The organism is Desulfonatronovibrio magnus (assembly GCF_000934755.1).
GTDB lineage: Bacteria > Desulfobacterota > Desulfovibrionia > Desulfovibrionales > Desulfonatronovibrionaceae > Desulfonatronovibrio > Desulfonatronovibrio magnus.
Genome location: NZ_JYNP01000037.1, coordinates 1 through 18,274 on the forward strand (window position 1 = coordinate 1; position 18,274 = coordinate 18,274).

The following is an 18,274-nucleotide window of genomic DNA, read 5'->3' on the forward strand; positions in this document are numbered from 1 at the left end:
AGCTTCTAAGTAACTAAAACCAAATAAGTAATAAATTCAAAGTATTATGGTTTTGCCATACAGATTACTTCGGTCGCTTAGGCTCCCTCGTGGGTGACAAGTTTTCAGCAACTACATCCCTGACAGCTCAGCTGTCATTGCGAGCGAGTCTTTTTACCTCGTTGAATACACGCAGTGTAGGCGCAGCCATTCAACTGGGGCGAGCGCGGCAATCCTTGTTGCGAGCGAAGCGAAGCAATCTCGTGTTAAGGTTGATTTTTTAGTTACTCACACGTTCGGTCCCGGTCCGCCCGGGTGATGAGCTTACAAGCAACTATGATTGCGGGCATCTTCTACACCATGGCAGCGATGGCCCGGGACCATGCAGAGATGCATGATCTTCTTCAGCCTCAGCTCAATTTTCTAAACAAGAAAAAAAATTATTCTCTTTTTGCTGACAGCCAGAGTTTGCTCTTAGAAATTGCCCAGACTATTATGGGAAAAATTCCACTTAAGGATAGTTCACTGACTGGCAACATGCTGACTTATCGCAAAGAATCTCTTTTTGAACTTGTACGTGCTCTCGGAACTCACTGGACAGGGCAGGATGTTTCTTCCAATACTTTGAGTCAACTGAATATGCACTTCAACACAGCAAATGAAAACGGTTTTGTCTGGTTTGCTCGCGAGGCAGCACTGATCCTACATAAATTCGGTAAGAAAAAACCTCTGCAAACCCTGAAAGATTCCAAAAAGCTGGACAAATACCCCCCTTTAACAGAACTGATCAAGCCAGTTTGTGGACCATTTGCGTTTGACGCGTCAGTATCTGGACCAGAAAAAAGTCAAGTACCAGTATCTTGACGGTTCCACGCCTGCAAAAAAAAGACACACCGCTGTCAATGCGTTTCAAGCCGGGGAAGGAAACCTTTTTCTCATCAGCCTCAAGGCTGGGGGATTCGGCCTGAATCTCACGGCTGCAGACTATGTAATCCATTTAGACCCCTGGTGGAATCCAGCAGTTGAAGATCAGGCTTCGGACCGCGCTCATCGAATAGGACAGACCCGTCCTGTGACCATTTACAGACTTGTGACCAGAAACACCATAGAGGAAAAGATTCTGGCCCTGCATACCCACAAGCGTGACCTGGCCACAAGCCTGCTCGAAGGCACTGATACCGGCTCAAAGCTTACTCTGGAGGATATGCTTGAACTTATCCGGGATCACAATAGTTAAAGATCCGGACAAAGCCGGAAAAATATTTTCCAATTGAATCTTTTTACTGGGAATTGACATCTTTATATGGGCATGTCTTGTTTTCAAGACACTCCTTTAATGTTGAGACTCCGCATGAGTGGCACATCAATACTGGGATATTCTCAGCCCTGGCCGCGTTGAGAGCAATTTTACGGGCGCTGTGAGATACTTTTCCTGTAAAAATTATTAAAAGATCAATATTGCCTATACGCTCGTTAATGGTGTTTTCAGTTCCAGTAAACATCTTGAGCTTATAGCCGGCCTTTTTCGCAGTTTTCTGGTAGTGAGGCTGAAGCCTGTCCATACCTCCAATTAATGCTGCAGTCATTACTCCTCCTTGTTTTTATCCGGATAAAGTTTATGCTTTCTGGAAAAGCCTGTTCTAACCAGACGAATCAACCTGGTATACTCTTCCATGGTTTCAATATTACTATTTGCTGTTTGCTGAATTTCATCCCTGAGGTGTTGACATGACTTGTGGTTCAACCCACTCAAACTTGTTCTGGTGGTCATTTTTTTCTCCTTTACGCTTAGCGCTTTTGATTTTCAGTATCATTATCTTCATCCTGTTTTAATGTCAACATTTTGTTGGAAAAATATTGAATTTGCTGCAAACTTTAACAAATCTTCTAACTAACTGGAATCATATTGGCTATAAAATCAAATACTTACAAATTGCATTATATTTGCTCTTGTTCCCAGGCTCCAGCCACATGTTTAAGAAGCAGCAGGAGCCGCAAGACCAAAACGATCCCTGGCTCCTGCCTGGGATCGAGGGTAGTTATTTGTTCCCACACCCTCGCTGCATATCCCAGCGTCCAACGGCTGGGCTACTTTGTGCGAGGCGAAAAAGAACATCAACATCAAAGTGGTTGCGTAGCAAGCCATTTGTGTTTATCAGTTGCCGTGACCCTTGGCAAAATACTCATTTTTTTTACCTGTGGGTGGATATTTTTTTAACCTGGATATTATCAACAATCACAAAAGCTCTCGCGTAACACCCTGAATTTACTTGACCCTTTTGCGTCTTGTATGATTAGACAAGCATGTAGTCTAACCACTCGAAATGATGATGTTTATTTCTTGCCCTATTAAGAATCATCTGATATTTTACAAATAAAATTTGCGTATCTGCCTATCACTTTGGATATGGCATTTGGCTTGACTTTTCCGAGACCTACTTGTCCCAGGAATGAGTTATTTTGAACTCAAATTGATGCTCAAGCACAGGTCCCGAAGTCTTGAACACCATTTTCCTTAAAAGCGCTTTACCCGGGCGGCCCGGGACCGAACGTGTGAGTAACTAAAAAATCAGCCTTAACACGAGATTGCTTCGCTTCGCTCGCAACAAGGATTGCCGCGCTCGAAGACTCGCTCGCAATGACAGCTGAGCTGTCAGGGATGTAGTTGCTGAAAACTTGTCACCCACGAGGGAACCTAAGCGACCGAAGTAATCTGTATGGCAAAACCATAATACTTTGAATTTATTGCTTATTTGGTTTTAGTTACTTGTAAGCGTCAAACAGAAACAATCTTGCATGAAGGAGATAACCATGGACATAAAGGATGCTGTACGTTCTGTTATACAGGAATGGATGATGCCCGAATTTAAGAGCATCAGGGACGATATTGCTGGCGTTAAGGCCACCCTGGACATGACAAATAAAAGACTGGACGATGTAAACCTTCACCTGGCTGATCAAAGCAGGCGTATTGATGAGACTAACAAGCGTATTGATGAGGTTAAGAGTGAATTAACAGCGCGCATTGATGAGACCAACAAGCGTATTGATGAGTTTAAGAGTGAATTAACAGCGCGCATTGATGAGACCAACAAGCGTATTGATGGGGTTAAGAGTGAATTAACGGCGCGCATTGATGAGACCAGGGCTGAGCTGAAAATGGAAATTATGAAGAATACTGACAGGATTGATACTAACAACCGGCGCCTTGATGAACTCACCAGGGCCTTTGTCCGACGGGAAGAGCACGATAATCTCAAGGAACGTATTCATCAGGTTGCGCTTGACGTGTCAATAATTAAACAGCAACTGGCCGCCTGATTCTTATTTCGGTTCAAATCCTGCGCAGCCTTGCTTTCCCCATGAAATTGACTATAGTCGTGCGCTTTGCGGGCTAACTATTTAGGTTGTGCAACTTCACTTTATCGGACCTTTCCGTATTATCCCGTTCCTGACACATTCCTTCCTGAACACACCCGAATAAAGCGCTTACAAAATAACATGAAAGATTTAAGGCATCCCTGCATTTTCGCCTGCCTTGCTCTGGGCATGGCTTCACAAGTCTCTCAGGTCCTGATCCTGCGTGAACTGCTGATGGTCTTTCATGGAAACGAGCTTTCCATCGGAACCATCCTCTGTGCATGGATGGTCTGGGTAGGTGTGGGCAGCAGTGCTGCTGCCAGAATAATTCACAGGTTTGCCAAGCCTGTTGCCTTGCTCAAAGCCAGCACACTAACTGCCTTTATCTGCCTGCCTTTGACAATCTATGTCTGCAGGTCCCTGAGACAAATCCTTGATGTTGCCCCAGGCACTTATCTGTCCCTGTGGGAAATGATCCAGTCCTCATTTTTGGCCATAAGCATTATAGGCATCCTGCTGGGAGCGCAGTTTGTAATTCTGTCCAGGGTATGGCGGGAACTGGATCAGAAGCACGACACTTCAGGCGCTTCCAAGGTTTATATTGTTGAAGCTGCAGGCAACATGCTGGGCGGGCTTATCTTCACTTTCATTCTTGTCCATGTCCTGAACTCCTTTCAAACAGCTGTTCTTGTCATGGCAGCCATGCTCCTGCCGGTCTGGATTATGGCTTCTTCCCGAAACAATACAGTACTTTCACCATTTTCAGGCAGCAGGAAAGCGTGGCTGGTTCTTCCATTAACAGCCGTCTTGCTTATGCCTGCCATGATCTTCATTGATGAGCATGCCTGGACAAAAAAATGGCAGCGCCTGACCCCTGAGCATGAACTGCAGGAAATTCTGCAATCCAAACATGGCAGTATTGCAGTGCTCAAACGCAAGGATCAATACAGTTTTTTTCAGAGCGGGCATCTCATGTTCTCCACGGCCGGGCCTGAAACCCTGGTACCGGGATTTGAAGAGCAGGAAGCTGTTGTTCTTGCTCACTTTGCCATGACCCAGCACCCTTCCCCTGAAAAAGTCCTGCTCATTGGAGGGGGACTCAGAGGAGTACTGGCGGAAATACTCAAGCATCCAGTGGCTGAGGTCAGCTATGTTGAGCTGGACCCGGTGCTGACCAGATCTGCCTTAAAACGCGCCCCACCAGCAACAGTGGATGCAGTAAATGATCCCAGGGTGAACATGGTTCATTCTGATGCCAGGCTGTATGTCAAGCAGGCCCGGGGCAGCTATGACCTGATCATTGTGGATGCTCCGGACCCGGCAACTTCTGTACTCAACAGATTTTATACCAGAGAGTTTTATGATGAGGCCAAAAGGATTTTAAGACCAGGCGGAGTTCTGGCAACAGGGCTCATGAGTACACATGACTTACGCTCCAGGTCCGTAGCCAATCGCAATGCAGCAGTTTACCATACCCTTGCATCGGTTTTTGAGAAAGTTTTGCCCGTGGGAGACAGTTTTCTTTTTTATTTTGCCACTGATCAGCCGGGACAAATTTCCCACGACCCTGCGCTGCTGAGAAACCGCTTTGAGAATCGCAGCATTCAGGCCCAGGGGTTTTCCGGACTTCATTTTCATCTTCTGCTGGAAGACTCCCAGCTCAGAAGAGTGAACTGGACCATTCGCAATCATGGCCGCTCAAGCCTTGCCCATCTTCAAGGTCCCTCCCCTGTTCCTGTAAATCCTGAACCGGTTGCAGTTCAGAAAGAGGCCGAGCACAGGCTTCCACCGCCAGACAGCAGATACTTTATCAACTCAGATTTCAGGCCCATTGTTTACTTCTACACCCTCATGTTCTGGGATGAAGTGACCCGGTCAGGACAAAGCCGGACCCTTGCCCATTTGCTCCAGGTCCAGTTCTGGTGGTTTTTTCCGGTTATTCTTTTTCCTGTTGTCATTGTGGCCGGACTGAAAATGCTTAAGCCGGGAAAGCACTCCCTGCCGGGTCTGCGTTTTGCAGTCCTGTTTACTGCTTTCAGTACAGGATTTTCCACCATGGTCATGCAGGTAGCCTTGATTTTTTCATTTCAGAGCATATATGGTTTTATATACGAAACAGTGGGGCTGATTATTGCCATGTTCATGACCGGGCTGGCAGCTGGTGCTTACGCAGCCAGCCAGAAAATCAAGAATAAATCCAGCCTGACCATTCTGGGACGGATTCAGCTGCTCATGGCTGCTGCTTCCGCTCTCATGGCGCTCATCATTCCTGTGACTGCAGGCATGCACAGCCCGGCAGTAATTTTCTCTGTCTTCTCCCTGCTTACTCTAAGCGCAGGCTTTATCAACGGAATTGACTTTCCCCTGACTGCAGCCTGCTATATGAGCCTTGGAAATACAGCGGAAAAATCAGCAGGAAGGGTCTACGCCACTGAGCTGGGTGGTGCATGTGCAGGAGCTCTTGTGGCTGGAGTAGCAGCAGCGCCGGTGCTGGGTATACACGCCTGTTTCATGTTGGCGGCTCTTTCCAGCTGTGCTGCCTGTTGTTCAATTTTCATCACCAGGAGATAGTATGCCAAAGAAATATTTGTTATCAAGAAAGGATTTTCTCAAGACCTGCACAGTCGGTGCAGGCGCCTTATGTCTGACAGGAATGCCTGCAATGAGGACGTCGGCCTCTCACGCCGGCAACCCGGACAGCACAGGCGGAGGCAAGGGCTTTACCAGTCCTGTTGAAGCCAGCTGGTATGAACAGGAAGATGGGCAAAAAGCCAGATGCCTGTTGTGCCCCAATGAATGTCTTCTGGAACAGGGTGAAAGGTCACTCTGCAGGGTACGCGAGAACCGAAACGGTAAGCTGTATACCCTGGCCCATTCTAATCCGGCCCTGATCCAGCAGGACCCTGTGGAGAGAAAGCCTTTTTTTCATGTGGTGCCCGGATCCAGAGCCTTGTCTGTGTCTACTGCAGGCTGCAATCTCAGGTGCAAATTCTGCCAGGTGTGGGACATGGCCCTGGTAAGGCCTGAAGATATACATGCTTACCACATGCCTCCTGATCAGGTCATTGAACAGGCCAAAGCAGCAGGGCTCAGATCCATGAGCTATGCCTTTGGCGAACCAGTTGTTTTTTTTGAATACATGATGGAGATGGCTGAACTGGCTATGGAAGCAGGCCTGCTCAACCTTGTTCATACTGCAGCTTATATCAAGGAAAAGCCTCTGACGTACATTTGTCAGGCAATGGATGCTGCCAATGTGGATCTTAAAGGATTCAATGCTGATTTTTATCGCAGATATGTAGGAGGAGAGTTAAGTAATGTGCTGAACACCCTGCTCTTGATGAAAAAGTCAGGCATTCACGTAGAAGTGACCACCATTGTCATTCCGGGCATTAATGACTCGCCCGCAGAAATTGCGGAAATGTGCAAATGGATAGTCAGGGAACTCGGCCCTGATACACCCTTGCACTTTGCCAGGTTTTATCCCCTGTACAGGTTGTCAGGTCTACCCAGAACACCTGTATCCACTCTGGAAATGGCCAGGGAAAAAGCCATGGAGGCAGGCATAAACTATGTTTACATAGCCAAGGTCACCGGACATGAAGCTGAAAGCACGTTCTGTCCGGGATGCAAAGCCAGGATCATCACCCGCCTGGGATTTATCGTGGACAGGGTGGAGATCAGCAATGGACAATGTGATCATTGCGGACACAAGATCCCCGGCATCTGGGCTTAAGGTCAGCTTACCAGACGTTTATGAATCATATACTGGGACATGGATCTTTCATCAAGATTGGTCAGTCCGGCCTCAATGGCCCAGTCTATGGCTTCAACAAACTCTCTTGAGTTTATGGCTCTGGAAATCCTCTCATACTCAAAAGCCATATGTTCCACCCGGTACTGAGACATGATATTCACATAAGTATCTGCAGGCAGATTATCCGCCATCCACAACACAAATTCTCTTGTTCCGGCCACCCTGTTGGGCATGACAAGATGTCTGACCATCAACCCTCTGAGGGCGATCCCACTCCTGTCAGTAACCAGGTTTCCGGTCTGTCTGTACATTTCAAGGATGGACTGCTGAGCGTGTTTCGGATAATCCCCCGCCCCCTCAAGCACATACTTTGCCGATTCATCCGGGTCCATGAACTTCAAGTCTGGCAGATAAATATCGACAATGCCATCCAGCAGCCTGATATTTTCCACAAGTTCATACCCTCCGGTGTTGTAACACAGGGGCAGACGCAATCCTTTTTCACGGGCTATCATCACTGCCTTGAGAATGTTGGGCATGACATGAGTCGGGGTGACCAGGTTGATATTATGACAGCGTCTGCGCTGCAGATCCAGCATCATATCTGCCAACTGCTCTTCACTGACTTCCCTTCCCCGTCCTTCATGGGCTATGGGCCAGTTCTGGCAGAACACGCACCTTAAATTGCAGTTGGAAAAAAAGATGGTCCCTGATCCTCCGCGTCCCACAAGGGGGAGCTCCTCTCCAAAATGAGGACCAGCACTGTGCACCACTGCCCTTGCCGGGGCCTGACAAAATCCCAGTTGTCCATTAAGCCGGTCAACTCCGCACTTATGAGGACACAGGTCGCACTTTTTCATTTTGTCCATGGCCTGCTCCACCCTGGACTTAAGAGTACTCTGCCGCGCCAGCATGGCATATGCCGGCTCCCAGTTTTTGGCATCGGCTGCTGGTTTTCCGGCAAGAACCTGACTGCTGAACAAAAGCGATCCCGAAGTCAGGCAAAGGGTCTTTAAAAAATTTCTGCGCGTGGTATTCATTATTCTTAACCTCCACAGAATCAGCGGTCTGTCTCATCCTGGATAAATGAAAAACAGTTCACCGCCTCCCTGGCAGGGTTGATCCAGGGTTTACTCCTTTAGATCTGCCATTTTTTCAGGGAGCAATACGCGTTTAAAAGTCAATAGGGGAATGCCCCAGGTTTCGGCAAAGTATTTCTTTCCATTCAGGTTGTGGGCACGGCCCATATTAGAAACGCGTAATGCTCCTTATTTTCAAAAGTGCGGAAGTGCACAGCGAAGCTCATTTAATCTGCTTTTCTGTCGGTTATGTCTCTGCCAATTCCGCAGGTCAGGTTTGCATTGCCCTCCATGGGCATGGCGTTCCACTCTATAGTTCTGTAGTCCCCGGCAGCTGTTTGCAGACGATTGACAAAATGAGTTCCTTCAATGCCTTCTTTGATTTTTTCTATAGTATCATGAGTTGCCTGCAGGTCATCAGGGTGGATAATATCCAAAAATTTCTTACCTCTTATTTGTGATTTTTCATGCCCAAGCAGCTTTTTCCAGGCTTTATTAATTTCAAGCACTCCATCTGTGCTGTTTCCAAGGAAAATTAAATCCCTTGAGGCCTGAAAAAATGCATTGAGCATTTCGGTTTTAAGGCTTAATTCCTTTTCTGCCTGCTTCAAACGGGATATGTCCATGGCCATAACAATAGAACCATTGTAAACACCGTTTTCATTCAATATGGGCGAAAGAGATATCCATCCAGGAACAACCTTTCCGCTTCTGTGCAGCATATCAACTTCAATTTGCAGCTTCATGCCCAAAGATACTTGGTCATAGTAGGCCTGAAGCTTGTCCCGACTATCCGAAACAACAAAATCAAGGACAGAACAACCAAGCACCTCGGCAGTTCTATAACCCAGAACATTCTCCACCACAGAGTTAACAAATACGACCCTGTTATCCGGACCTAATTTAAGTATCATATCATTGGAAGTATTAACGAGACTGTCGTAAAGCTCTTCAGTTTCTTTCATCCTGGTCATGTCATTGAGCAAAAAAACCAGCCCTGTTACTTCATCATTTTTGAACGCGGGTGACAACTTTATGCTCATGTACCTTAAATCATCATCAGCAAACGTAAACCACTCCTGATGGTAAATATGTTTTCCCTGGAGTGCAGCCCTGGTCCAGGGCTCAATCTTCTTATGGTAATTGAAATTTCCAAACTTTGTTTTGCATATTTCCTCAAAATCCTGGCCAACGATATTTTTAACAGTCGCTCCCATCATCCTGCAATAAGAATTATTCGCGGCCTGATGCTTCAGGTCGGTGCTGATAAAAGCCTGTGGGTACTGGGAAGCTCTGACAATTGATTCATAATTTTCCAGGCTTTGGATCAGATTGTTTTCATTAGCTGACATTTCTTCATATTTTTCAGACAATGCAGCGCGTTCCTGGTTTATTTGAGCGACGTAGTCTTCAATTTTTTTTCTTTCATGATTGAAATAATCCAAGTAAAAAAACAGGTCTGTAACATCAGTAACACTGACAATAGTGTCTTGATCACTCTCGTCAAAAGACAAGTTGAACACTCGTTCTCTACCCTTTTTACAGTAACGGACAAATATAGCTTCTGGCTTGGTATCAGAGGAAGTCTGATCAATAAATTCCCTGACTTTCTGCTGGTCATCCTGATGAAAATTCTTCAACAGATGATTCAGTTTTGAACTGATGGTAAATGGCTCAAAGCCCAGAAGCACATACATCTTATTAGACCATTTCATGCGCCCAGACTGCTTATTAATGAATACAGCACCCGTTCTTACCGGTGGTGTATAATGCTCTGGAGCATACTTTTCTTCCGGAATATCGTTCATTAATGAAGATGAAAACATAAACAGTGAACATAAATCAATATTAAGCTCTTTGGAAATTTTTCTGAGAATTTCTAAGGATGGATCTGATTTGCAGCGCTCTATCCTGCTCATATGCTGGATGGTAATCCCGAGCCTTGCCGCAAGTTCTTTTTGTGAAATCCCACAAAGTGTACGAAAAAATAAAACGCGTTTGCCTAATGTTGTTGCCATGTTATCTCGCCTCTTTAGGTGTAAAAATTAGTAAAAGTAACAGTTGGATTTTTGAGATAAGCAGGGAACATTCCGACGCTGAGCGCATCAGAAACAAATCTCTTGCCCAAATTAACAGGGCACTTGGATTGAGTGCCTGACTGTCCCCTGAGGCCTTTGCAAAATAAAAAGTCCCTGGACCAAGCCATTAGTGTTGTTTATGAGTCAGCTGAAGCAATTCCTTGTCCAGTAAAGAATATGTGCTGTACTCATGAAGTTTGTTAAGATATTACTCAAAGATTTCTTAAGGTTGTCCAGAATAATTCTGTTTGATTTCTAAGCCTTATAACGGAAAATTGCTGTTGGCAATAAGCAGATAACTTTTTTTATTATGATATTTTTAAAGCTTCATATAAATATAGGGGTGTCGTCCTTAGCTCATTTTCATTTTTCAAGTTTCAATGCCCATCGATTTGCTACTGGATTAGTAGAAATATGACCAGAAACCTGTCAAGCTTTTTTTATTTTTTGATACACTGGCTTGGATGTTCAGTGGGTCCCGGTGTGCCTGATTCCTGCCTGGCTTAAAAACGGCCTTGACTGTACGCTTAATTATATAGTCTTTTCATAAGCCACGCCATATTTTTACCTAAGTTGTCCATGGTCTTTAAGCCCTCATCATCCTTTTCCACATCTCCCGGGTTAAGCCCCTGCCCTATGTTCCAGTAAGTTGAGCCAGGCACCACCATCTGACTGATAAAATAAAAATGATTGATGGAGTTAAAAACATGAATGGCACCGGCCCTGCGGACAGCTACTACTGCAGCTCCTGTCTTTCGGGCAAACATATCGTTATTGGCTTTGGCTACCAGCCCGGACCTGTCTATCAGGGATTTTATATTTGTGCTGACATTGGCGAAATAAGTCGGGGATCCCATAATGATGCCGTCAGCCTCAAGCATCTTGTCAATACACTCATTGAGCATGTCTTTGGTGACAGAGCAGTGCCTGTCCTGGTTCTGAAAACATTTGTAACATGCAATACATCCCTGAAGGTGCCTGCCTCCAAGCTGCACAAGCTCTGTGGAAATTCCTTCTCGTTCAAGACGATGCAGAACATGCCTTAACAGGCTGGCGGTATTGCCATCTTTTCTGGCGCTTCCATTAAATGCTGCGACCTTCATTACAATAACCTCCTTTTTTGTAGCTACATTTAAAGAATTTTAATCTCTGAAAATTCGTAACATGTTGAATAATTACATTATTTTTCCGGAAATAAAATATTACTTCTATCTCAGATCATACCTGGCGATGGACAGTCCCATTGCCCAGTGCTCAGTCTTAATCCTCGCCTGAGCACTTTCTTTTTCAAGTGACAACAAAACAGGCAGATGACAACTATATTGGCGCAAATCCCAGGCATGATCCGGCTGATACTTATGGCAACATGACTGGACAACGTTTTTTGTGACAGTTTAGTAACTTACCGTTTCAATCCTGTAGAAAATAACAAGAAAGTTTTTTAAACTTGAAAGAGCAATAATGCCCAGGAACCATATTCTTCAGCCTTCAGCCTTCAGTCTCAAAAGTACGGTTATCACCCCAACTTAACGATTCTTGTTTAAACTGGGTTGTGGGCACAGCCCTCCTTAGACTTTTGGTTGTGGCACAGTACTGGCTCTTGCTGGAGCCCCACCTGCCTCATAAATGGCACGTTAAAACACGGGTTATCGCTCACGCGAGTGCCGGAGCACCTGCCCCTGCTTTGCAGAAAAATGATCAAGCTATTACGTTTTTTTTTAATTGGCATGAGTTGTGCTTTACGATAAAATACTCAACATTACAAAAAAGCGCTATACATATATCTTGGGTAAAGCTAAATATTGCAAACAGTACTACAGGAGGTCTGGTCATGCTAAGGAAATTTGCTATTTGTTCAATTTTTTTCTTTTTGTGCCTATTAATGGGTTCGCCGGCAATGGCTGGCGAGGCTTATACTAATCTTGTTGAGTGCCTTGATGGATGCGAAAGCTACGATACTCAATGTTCTCAATGCTGCAGGGAAACATTTGCTGAAATGCTGGCCAGTAAATGCGGCACATACGCAGATTGTGCCCTTTGTACCCCTGTGCTGGTCCGCGGTGACTGCGTTGAACACTGCAGGAGACAGGTGATGTTTTGCGCCAGCATGACCAGAGTTAGCCATACGTGCTGGCAATAGTTTTTTAGTTATCCTCATGCTCTGTGAGCACAAGATCAGTCTGCTGTTCTGAGCGCATGTGAAGACTGCATGAACTTGTGATAAAAGGAAACTGTATAAAACTACAGCGACATTTTATTAAATTATTGCCTCCCCCCCGGGGACAGGCACTGTCGTGGGAAAAATTGAGGCTTCATAATCTGCCTGTCAAGAGGAAAAAGTAATGAATCATTATTTCAGGTATGTTTATTTGGTTTTCACTTTGTTTATAGTTAATGCTTCTCTTATTGTTTTTTCGCATAATTATGCAGCAGCTTCACAATTTGTAAGTGGTGCAGATAATCGAACGTATGCTGTAATGGAGGAGGTTTTTCCAAGCACAGGTAAGGTATTTTATTCAGGCCGTGAACTTTTTGTCCCATTGGTTGTGCAAAGCGAATATTGGCAGACATTTGTGGAGATAGCCAATGGAAGTGACCGTCCTCAGACTTATTTTGTTCAGGGTTTTAATCATGATGGCCGACAGGTTCCGGATCCGGGAGATGAGTCTCTGGTTAAAGGCGGTAAAAAAATTGATGTTAGCCCGGACTCAGCAGTGGTGTTTGGCTTGGATGAACTTTTTGACCTTCCTTTTCTTTCAAAAGTGACAGCCATACGCATCTATAGTGATGAAGATCATGGTCCGAATGCGTTAAATACAGTGTCCATTGGCTACCGGCCTGTGGGTGGTGGTGAAAATGTTTTGCTTTCAGTGCCGGTTACGGACCCGCATCAACGTGTTTTTGTGGAACGCTTCATACAGGAAGACATAGTTGTTACAGCCTGGCAACCTTTTGTAGTTGCTGCGAATATCAGTCCATTTCCTATGGATATATGGATAAATATTCAGGGTGATGATGAGGTTTTGTCTGCTCAGGTTGCTCAAAATCTTGCCCCATATGCTCAAATCATGCTCCATCCTCAAGATGATTTTTTAACAGAAATTGTTGATATGACCAGTAAAGGCTTCAGTGGAGCTGAACTGACAGCTTATATAGCCGGAACAATGGACCCTCTCGCAGGATTGAGTGCCAGTCTTATTCTTCTCGGCAAAGGTTCAGAAGGAGAAGATGTACTAGCCGGGTGGATGCTTCGAGGTGATTCATTAAAGGGTGACGCATCCGGGACTGCACTCAGGCGCGGCACTTTAAATGAGATTGGCAATGAATGGTTTTTGCCGCTGCTGATAGCGCATGAAGAGGGCTTCTGGTCCCGGCTTGGGTATTTCAACGGAGACGCTGCTGATCACATTCTCTGGCTGGACCATCATCTTCCTGATGGCAACCTGGTGCAGACACTGCAGCTTAATGCACCTGCTTTCCAGACCAGTGAATGGAATTTACAGGATGCCGGGATGGACCTTTCCAAGGGAGGGATGGTCAGGGTGCGGGTTCAGGATTTGACCCTCGGTGGCAGTGCATATTGGATGTTTGGTTACAACGAGCACGATTCAGCACAGCCACGTGTGCTTACTGCAGCCCAGGCTCCGACCTGGATGGATGCTTCAACGCGTCTTCTTCTAACTGGAGTTTCAACCCATGAGGAAGAAACCATCCTGAATCTGATTAACCCCGGATCCGCCCCGATCACCTGCACCATTGTGCTTATGGATCTCCAAGGCCAGCCCTCGGGGCAAAAATCCATTGAAATGGCTGGCAGGGCAAGCACTGTTTTGACCCTTCCCGCGGAAAAAGCTCCTTTTCAGGGACTGATTGAAATTACTGCAGATCAGCCCGTCATGGGTATGACCACCCGCATTGCCTCAGATATTTCAGGTACACGTCTTCATGCCTCGAGCGCCCTGTTTTTATCAGGTGAAGAGGAGGCTGCACCCGAGCAGGAGTATACGGTTACCATTACTGTGCATGACCATTTCAGTGGTAAACCAGTTTCCGGAGTCTATTACGCCAGTCCGTATGGCGTGCAAGGGCCTACAGACGAATCCGGCCATGTAACATTCATCCTCAACAGCACCCAGATGCGTTTTTTCAGCCTGTTTACCAGGCCTGACTCTTCAATAGATTACATGACCCGCCAGCTGGACTGGAGTCAATTTGTTCCAGAAAATGATCATTATACCCTGAACCTGACCCTGGCCCGCAAAGATCAGCCCCTTCCTGAAGTTGTGGCTGCCCGCCTGATGCCTCATGGCTCCATTGAAGAGTTTGACCTTCTTACCGAACCTGTAGATTTTATGCGTCACAAAAAAAATACAGCCCGCCTTGTGCTGGATGTAAACAATCCCGGATGGAATATAACCGGGTATCGCATTCAGCAGGGTGACAAAGCAATATTCAGCTCCAGTGCAGACTTTAGTTTACTAACCCCTGGGATGCAGTTTGTTGCCAACAGGCCTGTTTTCGCCATCATTGAGACCGATTTAAGAACATTTGCCGTACCCCTGGGCCTGCGTATACGCGACAATCCCGACTGGCCGGACCCCATGAATACGTTGCCGTCTACTGAAGCATTCCAGGTTGGCGATCAGGTCCCATTTTTTGACAAATCTACTGTTGGCATAGAAATTCTGCCTGTGTCGGTCAACCTGGTTTATGAAGATAACAAGCTAATCCTTTTTTTTGGACTTAAAGATGGATTTGAAGATGGAAAACTTGTCACTCCATCCAAAGTTATCAGCGATATGAAAGAAGCAGGCAAAAATTACACTCAGGCCTTACGCAAGTTGCAGGAGTGGGGTGTCAGGCCTCAGCCCATGCAGAATACAACAACCTGGAACGCCGAGGTAAGCGCCATGGGGTTTGTGAAATTCAGCAAGGATGAACATGGAGACTTTGAGGTAATTGACGGCGGGGGATATATTTTCGGATCAGGCTCTCTGACCCATACCAGACCTTTTGTTGTGGTTATAGTTCCCTGCTTTATCTCTGGGACCGTTGGTGCAGAGGTCAAGGCTGAATTTGAGTACCACTCCGCAATGCGCAAGATGGAAGAACTGTTCAGCAATATCATTTTTACTTTTACTCCCAATCTTGAATTGGAGGGTGGAGTTGGAATGAAAGGAGTTGCTTCCGTCAGTATAGCCGGCAAGGGGGACATCCCTATTGAATATAGACCAGTTAGCGATCTTTTTAAGGTTGATTTGCATCTCGGTGCTGAATTCAGGATTGTTGTCAACTCCTTTCTGCACTATGAAAAAGTTATTGCAGAGGATACCTGGCAGCTTTACTCCAATCACACGGCAAATCCCCAAGCCCTGACTCTGGAAAAAAATCAGTCAGCTGATATTTTTGATATGGCTGCCTACAAACCTTCAGTTCGCTCCACTGATATCCCTCAATGGTTGGGATATGAGGATGCGCCTCCGAGGCTGGGTCCGGTCAAAGAGCAGGTTGTCATCCGCAATGTCCTTGATGGAACGGAACCCCGTTTGTTGCGTTTTGGCAATCGAGAGATTTTATTGTGGATAGACGATGATCCCCAGCGTGATGCTGCCAACAGGTCAGCCCTCATGTATATGGTGCGCTGGGTGGGAGGAAAATTTGATGAACGACCAAGACATGTTCTGGATCAGGGCACCAGTGATGTGTCTTTTCATGCAGTGGTCCACAAAGGACAACTTTTTGTGGCATGGCAGAACATCAATAAAAAAATTGAACTGTCCGACAGCATGCTTGAGGAAATGTGCAGACACAGTCAGGTACATGTAGCGCGCTATATTCCTGGTTGGGGTTTCAGGGATCATGTCACTTCACTGCCTGAAATGTACGAAAGCAATCCCCGTCTGGCATCAGACGGAGAACATCTCGGGCTTTTCTATCTGCGAAACAGCGATTACAATTATTTTCGCAACACAGGGCTTAACGAGATTGTTGCCAGTGTGTACGATGGATGGGGCTGGCGTAATTCAGAAGTAGTCATGCAGGCAACAGAGCACGCGGTTGTTGCCTATGCTGCAGCCATGGACGGCAGCACGCCAGTGGCTGCTGTTGTCATAGACTCTGATGGTGACCTGCGTACCATTGATGATCGGGTTCTAAAACTTTATCGATCCGGAATCAGCAGGGATGTGGTTGCCAAACCTGACATTACCGGACATCCTGTTTTTGCAGGACACCAGAACACCGCGGCCTTATTCTGGTTCCAGGACCATGATATATATTACCAGAAAGATATTTTTCAAGGTAAAGCCAGGACAGAACGTGTGTTTGGCAAACATGTAGAAGCGATAACTGACGAATATGACCTGATGCTTGATGCAGATGGTCAGGTCCGTGCAATTTTGTGGACTGACAGCGATATGCAGCTCAACGCTGAAGCGGTGGCATCTTTCTATATAGACAGGGGCGATCATGGTCAATGGGGACAACCAGTGCCCCTGACAAAATCCGGGAGGCGGGTTGAAGCCCCTCAGGGATTCATGGCCGATGACGGTTCTGCAGTGTTGACCTACCGTGTGCTAAGCTTTGATATATCCAGTCAACAATACCGACGCAGCAATAGTGATCTCGTGGTAGCGGATGTAACCCCTTCCATTGATCTGGCATTGGCGGAAAATGCCATTTTAATGCATTTTGCTCCTCAGCAGCCCGGGACTGACCATCATTTTGATTTTATTGTTTCCAACTTTGGCACTGTGCTTTGCAATGGACTGATTCTGGAAGTTATGAATGTTCGAGGCGAGGTAGTTAATACCATGACCTTCAGCGATTTACTTCTACCAGGTGAGAGCATTATTTTGACTGGTAAATATCCAGTGCCTGATCCACTTGTAAAACATAATTTCAGCATTCGCGTCAAACCACTTAACGGCAAGGATATTGGTCTTTCTTCCAAAACAGCTTCAACTACTGTGGGTATTGCCGATGTCAGAATTGTAAAGGCCTCCATCTGGAGACCAGAGCCTAACACCCGGCATACCAGAGTGCGGGTGCGCAACATGAACTATGTCAGGATTCCTGAAGCTGTAGTGGTTGTTACTGAAAATGACAGAGTCATCAAAAAAAGTGATCCTTTCTCCCTGGAACCTCTGCAGGCCCACAATTATGAGTTTGTAGAAAATGTGGATGAGAGCAGTGATCCAACCTACAATCACAGACGGAGCTATGCTCTGGAAATTCAAGGGGTTGATGCCTTAGATACAGTTATATATCACAGCGTTTCCATCAATCCATTCAGGCTTACAGCCCTGACCCCTTCCATTCATGGAGCAAGTGGTCAGGATGGATCCATCAAAGTTGATATTGCAGTAAAGAATAACCATCCCGTAAAGAGATCAGGAGAGCTTCTTGTGGAGCTTCTGGATGATCAGGAAAAAGTAGTGGACAGTGTGCGGCAGGTGGTAAGTCAGCAATCCAACTCTGCAGAATTGATAACAAAATATTTCAGCATCAATGGCAGAGCAGATGGCTATTCTGTGCGCGTATCCATACCCCGCGACACCCTTGGATATGATCCGGGGCCTGTATACAGCGGGCCGTCCCTTCTGGCTCCGGACATGGATATTGCCCGGGTAGTGCTGGATGGTGCGGAAATACACAACAGGGCCTCCCGTATAATGGACTGGGCTGAGTCAATTCTTCCAGATTTGTTTCCTGAGCAAGGAAGAATTGTCATTCACGAAGATAAAGTGTATTATAGATATTATCCTGATGCAGGAGTATATCTTGCCGGCTATGAGGGACAACTTCTTTATTACAATCCATCAGAACATCAGGAAATTATTCATCTTGGGACCATTGATGAACTGTTGATGCATGCTGCATCTGCAGGTTTTTAGCACTACAGCGACATTTTATTTAATTATTGCCTCGGCCTCCGGGGACAGGCACTTTTGCCGACCTCTATACATGAAACTGTTGGACTGCACGGCGGCAAAAGAGCCAGTCCCCTTCAAGCTTACATA

At 46.0% G+C, this 18,274-nt stretch carries 11 protein-coding genes; 6 read left to right on the forward strand and 5 right to left on the reverse strand.

The genetic code is table 11. From position 1 onward, the window contains the following. Positions 1-315 precede the first annotated feature (315 nt). Complete coding sequence (locus LZ23_RS04985; protein ID WP_045212133.1) at positions 316-843, forward strand: hypothetical protein; 528 nt, start codon at positions 316-318, stop codon at positions 841-843. Continuing rightward, positions 794-1,216, forward strand: coding sequence for a DEAD/DEAH box helicase (locus LZ23_RS04990; RefSeq protein WP_045212135.1), 423 nt, complete (start codon positions 794-796; stop codon positions 1,214-1,216). Before LZ23_RS04985 ends, LZ23_RS04990 begins: the two co-directional genes overlap by 50 nt. A 43-nt stretch (positions 1,217-1,259) precedes the next feature. On the opposite strand, the gene LZ23_RS04995 is transcribed toward LZ23_RS04990, so the two are convergent. Next, on the reverse strand, positions 1,260-1,565 hold the full coding sequence (locus LZ23_RS04995; protein ID WP_045212136.1) for a DUF2325 domain-containing protein: 306 nt from the start codon (positions 1,563-1,565) through the stop codon (positions 1,260-1,262). After that, positions 1,565-1,750, reverse strand: coding sequence for a hypothetical protein (locus LZ23_RS05000; RefSeq protein ID WP_045212138.1), 186 nt, complete (start codon positions 1,748-1,750; stop codon positions 1,565-1,567). Before LZ23_RS05000 ends, LZ23_RS04995 begins: the two co-directional genes overlap by 1 nt. 1,040 nt (positions 1,751-2,790) lie before the next feature. On the opposite strand from LZ23_RS05000, the gene LZ23_RS22335 reads away from it, so the two are divergent. From LZ23_RS22335 to amrS, 3 genes are all read left to right on the forward strand, one after another. Next, the gene (locus LZ23_RS22335) at positions 2,791-3,300 is read left to right on the forward strand and encodes a hypothetical protein (RefSeq protein WP_052507128.1); all 510 of its coding nucleotides are present in this window, start codon (positions 2,791-2,793) and stop codon (positions 3,298-3,300) included. Positions 3,301-3,480: 180 nt separating this feature from the next. Then, positions 3,481-5,910 (forward strand): fused MFS/spermidine synthase, encoded by a 2,430-nt coding sequence (locus LZ23_RS05010; protein WP_045212140.1) that lies wholly within the window; start codon positions 3,481-3,483, stop codon positions 5,908-5,910. 1 nt (position 5,911) lies between these two features. Then, complete coding sequence (gene amrS, locus LZ23_RS05015; RefSeq protein ID WP_052507129.1) at positions 5,912-7,075, forward strand: AmmeMemoRadiSam system radical SAM enzyme; 1,164 nt, start codon at positions 5,912-5,914, stop codon at positions 7,073-7,075. Between the two features lie 2 nt (positions 7,076-7,077). Here the strand turns inward: amrS and LZ23_RS05020 are convergent, their stop codons facing one another. From LZ23_RS05020 to LZ23_RS05030, 3 genes are all read right to left on the reverse strand, one after another. After that, complete coding sequence (locus tag LZ23_RS05020) at positions 7,078-8,136, reverse strand: radical SAM protein (RefSeq protein ID WP_084590897.1); 1,059 nt, start codon at positions 8,134-8,136, stop codon at positions 7,078-7,080. 266 nt (positions 8,137-8,402) lie between these two features. Then, positions 8,403-10,193, reverse strand: a complete 1,791-nt coding sequence (locus LZ23_RS05025) for a PAS domain S-box protein (protein WP_045212141.1) — start codon at positions 10,191-10,193, stop codon at positions 8,403-8,405. A 587-nt stretch (positions 10,194-10,780) separates the two neighbouring features. Further along, the gene (locus tag LZ23_RS05030; RefSeq protein ID WP_045212143.1) at positions 10,781-11,356 is read right to left on the reverse strand and encodes a flavodoxin family protein; all 576 of its coding nucleotides are present in this window, start codon (positions 11,354-11,356) and stop codon (positions 10,781-10,783) included. A gap of 1,239 nt (positions 11,357-12,595) precedes the next feature. Between LZ23_RS05030 and LZ23_RS05040 the strand changes: the two genes are divergently transcribed. Next, positions 12,596-18,148, forward strand: coding sequence for a hypothetical protein (locus LZ23_RS05040; protein ID WP_045212146.1), 5,553 nt, complete (start codon positions 12,596-12,598; stop codon positions 18,146-18,148). Positions 18,149-18,274 lie beyond the last annotated feature (126 nt).